The organism is Algoriphagus aquimarinus (assembly GCF_900112005.1).
GTDB lineage: Bacteria > Bacteroidota > Bacteroidia > Cytophagales > Cyclobacteriaceae > Algoriphagus > Algoriphagus aquimarinus.
This window is the reverse complement of sequence record NZ_FOKK01000009.1, coordinates 151,495-163,046: the sequence shown is the minus strand read 5'-3', so window position 1 is coordinate 163,046 and position 11,552 is coordinate 151,495. Positions and strand designations below refer to the sequence as shown.

General features: G+C 36.3%; 8 protein-coding genes. All 8 read left to right on the top strand.

Annotated elements, in window-relative coordinates:
* Positions 1-20 precede the first annotated feature (20 nt).
* The 8 genes from BM291_RS13320 to BM291_RS13285 all read left to right on the top strand — a co-directional run bounded on the left by BM291_RS13320 (position 21) and on the right by BM291_RS13285 (position 11,254).
* Entirely contained in the window at positions 21-1,604 is a 1,584-nt protein-coding gene (locus BM291_RS13320) for an alginate lyase family protein (protein ID WP_092898204.1), read from the top strand.
* Positions 1,604-2,818, top strand: a complete 1,215-nt coding sequence (locus BM291_RS13315; RefSeq protein WP_092898202.1) for a glycosyltransferase family 4 protein — start codon at positions 1,604-1,606, stop codon at positions 2,816-2,818. The genes BM291_RS13320 and BM291_RS13315 overlap by 1 nt, the downstream gene beginning before the upstream one ends.
* Positions 2,819-2,897: 79 nt before the next feature.
* Positions 2,898-3,992 (top strand): non-hydrolyzing UDP-N-acetylglucosamine 2-epimerase, encoded by a 1,095-nt coding sequence (wecB, locus tag BM291_RS13310; protein WP_092898288.1) that lies wholly within the window; start codon positions 2,898-2,900, stop codon positions 3,990-3,992.
* Positions 3,989-5,635, top strand: coding sequence for a capsule assembly Wzi family protein (locus BM291_RS13305; protein ID WP_092898200.1), 1,647 nt, complete (start codon positions 3,989-3,991; stop codon positions 5,633-5,635). Before wecB ends, BM291_RS13305 begins: the two co-directional genes overlap by 4 nt.
* A gap of 523 nt (positions 5,636-6,158) precedes the next feature.
* A complete protein-coding gene (locus BM291_RS13300) occupies positions 6,159-7,235 on the top strand; it encodes an MraY family glycosyltransferase (protein ID WP_245786868.1) in 1,077 nt (358 codons plus the stop codon).
* A gap of 118 nt (positions 7,236-7,353) precedes the next feature.
* Positions 7,354-8,493, top strand: coding sequence for a DegT/DnrJ/EryC1/StrS family aminotransferase (locus BM291_RS13295; RefSeq protein WP_092898196.1), 1,140 nt, complete (start codon positions 7,354-7,356; stop codon positions 8,491-8,493).
* Between the two features lie 30 nt (positions 8,494-8,523).
* Positions 8,524-9,108 carry a sugar transferase gene (locus BM291_RS13290; RefSeq protein ID WP_317045663.1) on the top strand — a complete coding sequence of 195 codons (585 nt, stop codon included), beginning with the start codon at positions 8,524-8,526 and terminating at the stop codon, positions 9,106-9,108.
* A gap of 235 nt (positions 9,109-9,343) precedes the next feature.
* Complete coding sequence (locus BM291_RS13285; RefSeq protein WP_092898194.1) at positions 9,344-11,254, top strand: polysaccharide biosynthesis protein; 1,911 nt, start codon at positions 9,344-9,346, stop codon at positions 11,252-11,254.
* Positions 11,255-11,552 lie beyond the last annotated feature (298 nt).

Below are 11,552 nucleotides of genomic sequence, written 5' to 3'. Positions count from 1 at the left end.
AGCTGACAAAATTTAATCTGTTGTTTTCTAAATTTAAGATCCTTCTTCATACTCTTTCTTACCTTAAGCCTGTTCAGGCTATATATCAGGTAAGAAATAGACTTTCAAAAACAGGTGCTTTAGTTACTTTTGAATTGGATGCTGCACCAAAGAATAAACTTGACTTTTTTTCCACCTCCTCAATTCATCCATTTTTAAAGATTGAGAAGAACAGTTACAAATTTGATTTTCTAAACCTTTCCAAGGAATATCCAAATTCTGAAATCAACTGGAATGATCAAACTCATGGAAAACTCTGGAATTATAATCTTCAATACCTTGATTTTTTTAAACAAGAAAATCTTTCGTGCGAAGAGAAAATCGCAGTTATAAAAGATTTATATTCTTGGCTTTGGATTGGTACACTTCCTCTCGAACCTTATCCTGTTTCATTAAGGATTATGAATATGATCCGTTTTTTGGAGACGAATCAAATTCAGGAAAAAACTCGCAATGAATTTGAAAAACTTGTTTTGGCTGAGGTAAATTACCTTTCCCAAAATTTGGAATACCATATTCTTGCAAACCACTTATTGGAAAATGCTTTTGCGTTGTGGATGGGGGCAAACTATTTTAACCAAGCAGACTGGATTAGTAAAGCTGAGAGATTACTTAAAACTGAACTTGAGGAGCAGATTCTTCCAGACGGTGCGCACTTTGAGTTGGCGCCTATGTACCATCAGATTATTCTTTTTAGAGTAATGGAAGCGTATTATTTGACTTCCGAAGATCATTTCCTTAAATCTCTATTGAAAGATAAGGCTGAGCTAATGTTAGGTTGGTTAGATCAGATGACATTTGCGAATGGGACTTTGCCTCATTTCAATGATACTACTGAAGGAATTGCACTGTCTTCAAGTGTTTTAAAAGAAATTGGTTATTCTCTTGGATTAGAGTATAAAATTGAAAAACTCAAGGAGTCAGGATACAGGCTATTAGAAGTTGATGATTATAAATTGATTGTCGATGTGGAAGGAATCAAGCCTACCTACCAACCGGGTCATGCACATGCAGACACTTTTTCCTTTGTTTTACATCAAGGGCAATCACCTATTATAGTTGACCCTGGAATATCTACTTATAATATTTCCGAAAGGAGAAGTTGGGAAAGATCAACACTTGCTCATAATACCTTAACAATAGATCGAAAGAATTCATCGGGTGTTTGGTCGGGGTTTAGAGTTGGAAAAAGAGCAAAGGTGAAGTTGCTAGAAGATACTCATGATTGTTATTCCGCTCAGCATGATGGATTTGGTAAACAAATTCATAAGCGAACTTTTGAGAAAGATTCAAGTGGATTTTGTATTACAGATCAAGTTACTAATTATATGCAAGGGCAGTTATTAGAAGTTAGATTCTACTTTCATCCAGATATTTTAGTATCAATTATAGATAGTGCGAATGTTATTGTTACTGAAAGGTTAACTCTGAAATTTGATGGAGCTCTTGACATTCAGTTAGTGGAATATGATTATTGCTTAAGCTATAATAAACTAGTTGGAGCCAAGTTCCTTTTAGTAACCCTAGTTGAAGATCAATTGATTACCTATTTAAAATCAGTTTAATGAAAATTCTTTTTATCACAGATAACTTTCCTCCAGAAGTTAATGCTCCTGCAAACCGAACGTACGAACATTGTATAGAATGGATGAAAGCTGGTCATGAAATAACAGTGATTACCTGTGCTCCCAACTTTCCCAAAGGTGAAGTATTTGATAATTATACAAACTCATGGAGAAAAGAAGAGAATATTGATGGAATACGAGTTATTCGAGTTTGGTCATATATTACTTCTAATCAAGGGACTTTTAGGAGAATTCTTGATTACATAAGTTTCGGAGTAACTTCTTTCCTACATGGATTATTTATTAAAACCGATATTATTATTGGAACTTCTCCCCAATTTTTTAGTGCTATGTCTGCGTGGCAGTTAAGTCTTTTTAAGCGGAAAAAGTGGATCATGGAAGTGCGAGATCTGTGGCCTGAATCTATTGTGGCAGTTGGAGCTATGACAAATAAGTCCGTGATAGGATTTTTAGAATGGATTGAAATGAGAATGTACAAATCTGCAGATAAAGTAGTTGTAGTCACTGATGCGTTTAAAGAAAAAATCAGTCAAAGAGGAATCACTCCCGAGAAGATTAGCATTCATAAAAATGGCGTTGATTTAAGTAAATACTTTCCTGCCGACAAACCAGAACACTTGGTAGAGTCTTTGAACCTTGAGGGTAAGTTTATATTGGCATATATAGGCACGCACGGCCTAGCCCATGGGCTAGATTTTGTTTTGGATCAAGCGATTGAATTAGAAAAGAAATATCCTGAAGTCCAATTTTTATTTATGGGTGATGGAGCCAATAAAAAAAATTTGATGGATAGAGCATCAGAAGCTTCACTCAGTAATGTTACATTTCTAGATTCAGTTCCGAAAGAACAGGTTTCTGATTACTTGCATTTGATGGATGTGGCTTTAGTAAATTTGAAAAAGTCAGATACTTTTTTGACTGTTATTCCTTCCAAAATTTTTGAAGCTGCAGCAGTTGAAAAGCCTATTATGTTAGGACTATCTGGTGAGACTAAGGGTATAATAGAGAAATATGGAGCTGGTGTATGCTTTGAGCCTGAAAACCCAATTGAGTTTCAAAGAGCGCTTGACATTTTATATACTACTAGGTATGACCAATCTGTTTACAAAGAAGGGTGTAGAAAATTGGCTAGCGATTTTGAACGCAGTAAAATCGCAGCGGAGATGCTAACTACCATTAAATCAGTATTGTAATATAAGTATGTTGATTTTGCTCATGACTTTTTCAGCTTGCTTAAATTAAATAAGGTCATTGACTAACAAAGAATTAAAAATGATAAATCTTACCATAGTTGCCGGTGCAAGACCAAATTTCATGAAAATTGCCCCAATCATTCATGAGATTCAAAAACAGAAAAGTGCCGGAATAGGTATTGATTTCAGGCTGGTGCATACTGGACAACACTATGATAAAAAGATGTCTGGTGACTTTTTCGAACAACTTAATATCCCGGAGGCTAATGCAAATCTAGGAGGAGGAGGAGGAACTCAAGCAGAACAAACTGCCTCTATTATGATCGCTTTCGAGAAGGAATTACTGGAAAACAGACCTGATTTAGTAATCGTTGTGGGTGATGTGACCAGCACCTTGGCTTGTTCTATTGCTGCCAAGAAATTGCAGATTGATGTAGCGCACGTTGAAGGAGGAATTCGTTCTGGAGATCTATCTATGCCCGAAGAGATTAACCGCATGGTAACTGATAGCATTACGGATCATTTCTTTACTACTTCTGAAATAGCTAATGCTAATTTAAAAGCAGCAGGTGTAGCTGAGGATAGGATTCACTTTGTAGGAAACACCATGATTGATACCTTGCTTGCAAACCAAAAGAGGTTGATCAAGCCAACAGGAAATGTGTATGATACGCTTGAGCCTCAAAAATATTTTGTGATGACCATGCATAGGCCTGCCAATGTGGATGAAGAGTCTAAGCTAAAAAGCTTAATTGAAGCTATTGTTTCTGGGGTAGAAAATATGCCTATTATTTTCCCAGTTCATCCTAGGACGGCTAAAATTTTAGAGGGGATGGGGATAGCCTATCCAAACTTGCATTTTTCTCCACCTTTATCTTATTTGGAGTTTAACTATCTAGTAAAGTACGCTAAAGGAGTCATTACAGATTCTGGGGGAATTACGGAGGAGGCATCAGTGATGAATGTTCCTTGTATTACATTACGAGATAATACGGAGAGAGCTGAGACCATAAGTTTGGGTACCAATGAATTAATAGGAACCAACCCAGAAAATGTTGCGCCCGCACTTTCTAAGTTAATGGAGGGTAACTGGAAGCAATATCAGGGAATTCCTATGTGGGATGGCAAAACTTCAGTTCGAATTATAAATACAATCATTTCGCTATATCAATGAGAGTAATTTTAGTAGTTGTTTTTTCAACTCTATTTTTCTTCAATAATACTGGGTTCGCTCAATCTCTACCCGCTAATTTTCCGATTTTGGAAGAGAATGCCCGTAGAGGTCAATTAATAGATACGCTATATAATAATAGCACTTCATTCTTATTAAGGCCCATTTTGGCTGATTCCATCCTTTATCCTTTTTCAGCGAACTTGATAGATAGTGATATTTCTATCCAGCTAAGCCCATTAATTAATACCACACGTCTCAGCACCAAAAGACCCTATGGATGGGGAGATAATGGGATGATTCCTAATCCCGGTTTTCAGACCTATTTTTCGGGTGGAGTTGAGGTAAAGTATAAATTCATCAACCTTACTTTTAGGCCTGAACTGCTTATTGCTCAAAATAAAGGTTTTAGAACTGGGCTGGACAATTTTTCCAATTCAGAAATTAGGAATAAATTCTTCTTTTGGAATTACGGTGATTTCCCTGACCGCTTTGGTGAGGGAGGTTTTTTTAAGACTTGGTGGGGACAATCGAAACTTTCCCTTCAATATGGTGCCTTTGAAATAGGTGCGGCTACCGAGAATATCTGGTGGGGACCAGGGCAGTTTAATGCCTTGACTTTTTCGAATAACTCACAAGGGTTTCCTCATTTTACAGTGAATACTACAAAGCCTGCTCATACCTTTATTGGGAATTTTGAAACTCAGCTAATCATAGGGAAACTTAAAAATTCTGGTTATGATCCTTCACAATACCCAGAATTGAATTCCCAATATTTTAGAAGCTTTTCAGATGACTGGAAATATTTAAATGCCTTCATGCTTTCCTACAATCCTAAGTGGGTTCCGGGCTTGTTTGTAGGCTTTACCAGAACTTTCCAACAATACAGTGAATCCATGGAATCTGGATTTTTAACATATCTGCCAGTCTTTTCAGGAGTTACCAAGGATGCTTATGGTTTTGATAAGGATGCCAATGGTCAGGATCAACAGATATCTATTTTTGGTCGCTTTGTCCTGCCCAAATCAAAAACTGAAATGTATTTTGAATTCGGACGAAGAGATCATGCAAAAAATTGGAGGGAATTTACAATTAGTCCCGAACATGCTAGAGCCTATCTCTTGGGATTTGTCCAACTATTTGATTTGCCTCTTTTAAATAAAGTGCTTCAGGTACGGGGTGAAATGACTCAGCAACAAGAGTCTGTAAATAGATATATTCGATATGGAGGTTTGGGAGGTGGGTTGACTTGGCATACTCATACTAGAGCTCGAGGTTTCGCAAATTATGGACAAGCACTTGGGGTAGGAATAGGTGTAGGCTCTAATGTACAGACAGTGGAGTTCTCCTTAGTTGATGGACTGGATAAAATGGGGATTCAGTTGGAGCGCTTGGCAAATAATCAAGACTTTTACTACAAGGCCCAACTGCAGGATACTGAAAGAAAACCCTGGGTAGATCTCTCTATAGGCTTCCTCTTTGATAAAAAGTGGGATAATTTACTACTCAGTTCCAAGCTACAGTTTATCCATGCGAACAATTACCAGTGGCAATTGTCTCCTGAGAGCACTCCCGACTTTCCAGTAGGAGAGAACATGACTTCCTTCTTAGCCCAGACTAGTTTGATTTATTTTTGGAATAAATAGCCGAGAGCTATGACTGAGCAAACTTCTGCATCTATTATTCCTAGACCCTTTTTCATTACTTATAATCTGCTTCAACCATTTTATTTTATAGAGGCTGCGTAAATTAGGTCTTTAAAATTATAATTTATCCATTTTCTCACCAATCGCACCTTTCAAAATGTACCGGTTTTACCCATATTTCCACATTTTGATAATGCTTTTGAAATTGTTTAAATGCCGTTCGTGGAAGATTTGTATATGGTGAATTTGGTCATATACTACGGTTGCTTTTTTGAGGTATTATTTATGTAGTTTATGCCGAATTTTTAGCATAATACCACAAGTCTGAGATTTTCTAGTTTTTAACTAATCATGCTTAATATTATATAATCATTAATGGCAAGGGTATTGTATTGTTTTTTCTTAAATTTGTCCTAGCCAACTAGAGTTTAACTACTACTTTATGTTTTTTATACTTGCTACTCTTTCAGCATTTTCAGTAGGTCTTTTATTGACCCCTATTTTGATCAAATTCCTGAAAAGGATGAAAATCGGTGATACACCGGGAGGTCGAAAAATCCATAAGTCATTTATCCCTTCTATGGGGGGAATCTCTTTTGTAGTAGCGGTTGGTGTCACTCTTGCAATATGGGGCTGGCAATTTCCATTACCAGACATTAGATACCTGCTTGGAGCGATAGGATTGATGTTCTTTGTGGGACTTAGCGATGATATGATTGAACTCAAAGCCACTCATAAGTTATTAGGACAGATGGTCGCTGTTACTTTAGTGGTTGTTGCTTCAGATATTAGAATTAAAGATCTACATGGATTTCTTGGGATTGGAGAGCTAAATATTATTATTAGCTACGCTTTCTCTGCATTCACTCTTCTTGCTTTGACGAATGCTTTTAACCTGATCGATGGATTGGATGGATTGGCTGGAACCATGGCATGTATAGTTTTTGCATCTTTAGGATCTTGGTTTCTGATTCAAGGATTGCAAAGTTATGCACTCTTATCCTTCGCATTTCTAGGAGGCATACTAGGCTTTCTTGTATTCAACTGGCATCCTGCAAAAATCTTTATGGGTGATACGGGGTCCCTAACATTGGGCTTTACCATGGGAGCATTAATTATTGCTTTTATGGAAAGAAATTCAGGTCTTCCAGATGGCAGTTTTCTGAAATTTGAACCTGTTTTTTCTATAGGCGTTGCACTGATGATGTTTCCTCTTTATGATATGGCTAGAGTGTTTACTAGAAGGATTTCTCAGGGTAAAGCACCTATGAGTCCGGATAAATCTCACGTTCACCATTTCTTGATGAGAATGGGATTTCGACATGACCAAGTAACTTTGATACTAGCAGGATTGCAGTTTGTATTCATTTTTTTGGTTTTTATTTTAAGAGATTTTTCGGATCATCTGGTACTACCAGTAATATCAATAATTGCAATTGTATTGGGATATCGACTCGATAACATTACAGTTAAATATGTAAAAAAGAAAGTAGCTGTTCAGCCTAAGGTGTTGGAAATTAGAGCATTAAAAGATAAACAAAAGAAAAAAATTAAAGTTGATAAAAGTGGATTTAGAGAGTCAGCGTTTAATTTAAATTAACAAGTAAAGTAAACTATAGATATAAAAAGGCTCCTCTGGAGCCTTTTTTATTAAAATCTGATCTATGGTGGTTTGACAAATCTGTGATATATTTATAAGCAAGAGCAAAAACTATAGAATGTCCTTACAAATTCCCTTATCCTTTCCAGTATTTAAAGGCAGCGAAAACCTGTATACTCAACAGGCTATAAGTTCTGGACATATAGCTACTTTTGGTTCATTCATTAATAAGTTTGAAAGTAAATTGTCAAGAAGATTAAAGTCACACGAATGTGTCGCTTTGAACTCAGGAACTTCTGCTTTGCATTTGGCAATGGTTCTCTTAGGAATAGGTGCAGGTGATGAGGTAATATGTCAGTCCTTTACTTTTTGCGCTTCAGCAAATCCTATAGTATATCTTGGAGCTTCACCAATTTTTGTAGATAGTGAAAAGAGCTCTTGGAATATCTGTCCAGAAATTTTGGAGGACACTATTCTCAGTAGAATATCTAAAGGAAAAAAACCAAAAGCCATTGTAGTCGTCCACTTGTTTGGTATGCCTGCTAAAATGCGGGAAATCATGGAGATTTCTACCAAATACAACATACCTATTTTGGAAGATGCAGCAGAAGCTGTTGGTAGTAAATATTTGGATAAAAGCTGTGGAACTTTTGGGGAAATAGGAGTTTTTTCATTTAATGGCAATAAAATTATTACATCTGGAGGTGGCGGGGCTTTAATCTCTGATGATACAGCCTTAATCCAGCGGGCGAAGCATTTGTCCACTCAGGCTAGAGAAGATTTGCCATATTATCACCACTTAGAAATTGGTTATAATTTTAAAATGAATAATCTAGCAGCGTCTATAGGACTTGCCCAACTAGAACAATTAGATTCTTTTATAAGGAAAAGAAGAGCTATTAATGCAAATTATAGAAGCTTGTTAAAGGATTTTGTAGGAATAAGCTTCCAAACTGAGGGCAAAGAATCCAAATCTAATTACTGGCTTACCGCAATATTGATCGACAAGGAGAAAACAGGTTTTTCCAACAATCAGTTAAGGAATTCATTAATGAAGAAAGGGATAGAAAGTAGATTCTTGTGGAAGCCCCTGCATACGCAACCCATTTTCAATAAAACTTCATATTATGGAGGGAGCTTATCTGAAAAATTGTTTGAAAATGGACTTTGTCTACCAAGTTCAGTTAATTTGTCCTTCCAGGATCAAGAAATGATAGTGGAAATAATGCATGAAGAGCTCAGTAAAACGTTTAAATAAGTGATATATCGTAATTGGATAAAGAGGCCGATGGATTTACTTCTGGCTTTTTTGTTATTTATTATACTTCTGCCGATATTTTTGGTGCTAGTTATTACTTTAAGCATATATCATAAAGGGACACCATTTTTCTCTCAATCTCGTCCTGGAATGGATCATATTCCATTCAAGATATTGAAATTCAAGACTATGTTGGATCTGGTAAATGAGGATGGTGATCCATTATCTGATTCTGTGAGAATCACTAATTTTGGAAGGATGATAAGAAAATCATCACTAGACGAGATTCCTCAGTTAATCAATGTGTTGAAAGGGGATATGAGCCTAATAGGACCTCGGCCCTTATTGGATGATTATCTCAAGCTTTATTCAGCTAATCAGTCTAGGAGACATGAAGTAAGGCCAGGTGTGACTGGCTGGGCACAGGTGAATGGAAGAAATGCTATTTCTTGGGATACCAAGTTTAAGCTAGATGTATGGTATGTAGACAATGTTACCTTCCTTTTGGATCTTAAAATTCTCTTCCAAACCTTTTTTAATGTATTGGCTGGAAAAGGTGTTACCCAAAAAGGACATGTGTCTATGGGGAGATTTGAGGGGAGTAGAGAGGTATAACAACTATCGAATTGCCTTTGCTATTCCTGATTAGCACTCTCCAATTAATCTGAATTGACAGTTTATTGCGTTTATAAACAAAAGTTATCATTTGATAGCCTAAAAAACGCAAAATATTATTGAAATAATATAAAAGGATTTAGATATAAGCAGTAAAAATCTTTACTTTGCAAAGTAATAGGCCTGTTTCAGTGATTGAGTTTATAACGAAGTATTATTTGAATAAATCTCTACTATGAATTTTTTAACGCGGTTGAAAATCCTTCCTAGATGGATAATTGCCACCCTTGATTCCTTTATTCTTTTCTATTGTGCCTTATTTGGATATTTGGTTCGATTTAATTTTGAACTGGTATTGATAGAGCAGAATGACGCCTTTGCCGGCAGCTTTATTTTTATGGTTGGTGGTTTGTTAGTCATGCAGAATACACGCAGCTATGAAGGCATTGTCCGTCATACGGGCTTTAGAGATGGGGCAAATATCTTTAAAACTGTTCTCATCAATTTCATTTTATTCCTATCCTTGAATTTCTTTCATGGGAACTTCTTGAATGATAGATTTCTGCTTCCAACATCAGTACTTATTATAGCGAGTTTATCCTCTCTCTTTATGCTAATCTTTTACCGATTATTGGTGAAAGAGCTTTTTGTCTACTTGAAAAATGGGATTTTAGTTAAAGAATTGAAGAATGGAATAATATTCGGAGCTGGTGAAGCTGGGATTATTGCTCAGGAAGCAATTAAAAGAGATAGCAAAATTCTTTTCAATACAGTGGCATTTTTGGATGATGATCCTAAAAAAGAAGGTAAAAATATTGATGGAAAACGAATCTATAAAGGATTAGGTGATCTTGAAAAGCTAGTAACTCAGTTCGGCATTACAGAATTGATTATAGCTGTCAGAGATCTATCCGTACAGAGAAAGAATGAAGTAATAGATGAGTGCCTTCGTTTAAAAATTTCTGTTTCTATAGTGCCTCCTGTTGATCAATGGATTAATGGGGGATTGACTGCAGGTGCAATTAGAGAAGTGAAAATTGAGGACCTGCTTAGTCGTGAGCAGATAATTTTGGATAATCCTAGGATACACCAAGACTTGCTAGGAAAAGTGATCCTAGTGACTGGCGCTGCTGGCTCTATTGGTTCGGAGCTTTGTAGACAGATTAGTCATTATGAGCCTAGGCTTCTTATCATGTTTGATATTGCAGAGTCAGCTTTATACGATGTAGAGCAAGAGTTTAAAGAAAACCATTCTGATTGCCCAATAAAGATTGTACTTGGTGATGTTCGGAATAAAAAGAAAATTAAAGAGGTATTTAAAGCTTACAAGCCTCAGGTAGTATTCCACGCTGCTGCTTATAAGCATGTGCCAATGATGGAAAATTATCCTGAAGAGGCTATTCAATCAAACATCTTAGGTACTAAGATTCTGGCTGATATTTCAGTGCTGGCCAAAGTTGATAAATTTGTTTTTGTCTCTACCGATAAGGCCGTAAACCCTACTAACGTAATGGGAGCGAGTAAGCGTGCTGCCGAAATGTATGTTCAAGCTTTAAATGAATATCTAGAAAGAAATCATAAAAGTTACCATACTAAATTTATTACTACCCGATTTGGAAACGTATTGGGCTCTAATGGATCGGTGATACCATTGTTTAAGAAGCAAATAATGCATGGTGGTCCTATAACGGTTACTCATCCAGAAATCACTCGTTATTTCATGACAATTCCAGAAGCTTGTCAGTTAGTACTTGAGGCTGGAATTATGGGTGAAGGTGGAGAGATTTATATCTTCGATATGGGAGAGCCAGTTAAAATTCTTGATTTGGCATACAAGATGATCAAGCTTTCTGGCAAAAAAGTAGGCGAGGATATAGATGTAGTTTTCTCCGGTTTAAGAGAGGGCGAGAAGTTGTACGAAGAACTTCTCAATGATTTTGAAACAGTCAAAATTACTCACCATCCTAAAATCAAAATTGCTCAGGTACTTCCTTCTTCTTATCATAAAATCGATGGCCAAATCGAACTTTTTATAGAATTGGTTACCAAAAACTCTGAAAATGAATTAGTATCTCATTTGAAAGTAATTGTTCCTGAATTTATTTCTAATTCATCAAGATTTGAGGTCCTTGACCGATTAAATTAATCTAAAAGGAAGAATTCAAAAGGCAAATAGAACTCCTAAGTACTTATCACTATTCCCTGTTATCTAGTACGAATCTTTCTAGCTGCTTCGTGCATTCCCCCTAGATACCCACTAGTTGCCCCGTAGATACTCCCTATATACCCGCATGATAAAGGCATGATACTTGGGCTTTTCCTTACTTTATCCTTTTATTTTTTTGCATGACTACCATTTGTCATTTCAACCACTCACCACTCACAATTTTCACTACTAACAGTTACACGTACTGCGACTGAAACTGAATACTGATCATTTAGTC

Bases quoted from the DNA above. Each gene is read 5' to 3' on its own strand.
- BM291_RS13290 (WP_317045663.1), top strand. From the start codon at position 8,524: ATGGATTTACTTCTGGCTTTTTTGTTATTTATTATACTTCTGCCGATA.
- BM291_RS13300 (WP_245786868.1), top strand. From the start codon at position 6,159: ATGAAAATCGGTGATACACCGGGAGGTCGAAAAATCCATAAGTCATTT.
- BM291_RS13295 (WP_092898196.1), top strand. From the start codon at position 7,354: ATGTCCTTACAAATTCCCTTATCCTTTCCAGTATTTAAAGGCAGCGAA.
- BM291_RS13305 (WP_092898200.1), top strand. From the start codon at position 3,989: ATGAGAGTAATTTTAGTAGTTGTTTTTTCAACTCTATTTTTCTTCAAT.
- BM291_RS13315 (WP_092898202.1), top strand. From the start codon at position 1,604: ATGAAAATTCTTTTTATCACAGATAACTTTCCTCCAGAAGTTAATGCT.
- BM291_RS13285 (WP_092898194.1), top strand. From the start codon at position 9,344: ATGAATTTTTTAACGCGGTTGAAAATCCTTCCTAGATGGATAATTGCC.
- wecB (WP_092898288.1), top strand. From the start codon at position 2,898: ATGATAAATCTTACCATAGTTGCCGGTGCAAGACCAAATTTCATGAAA.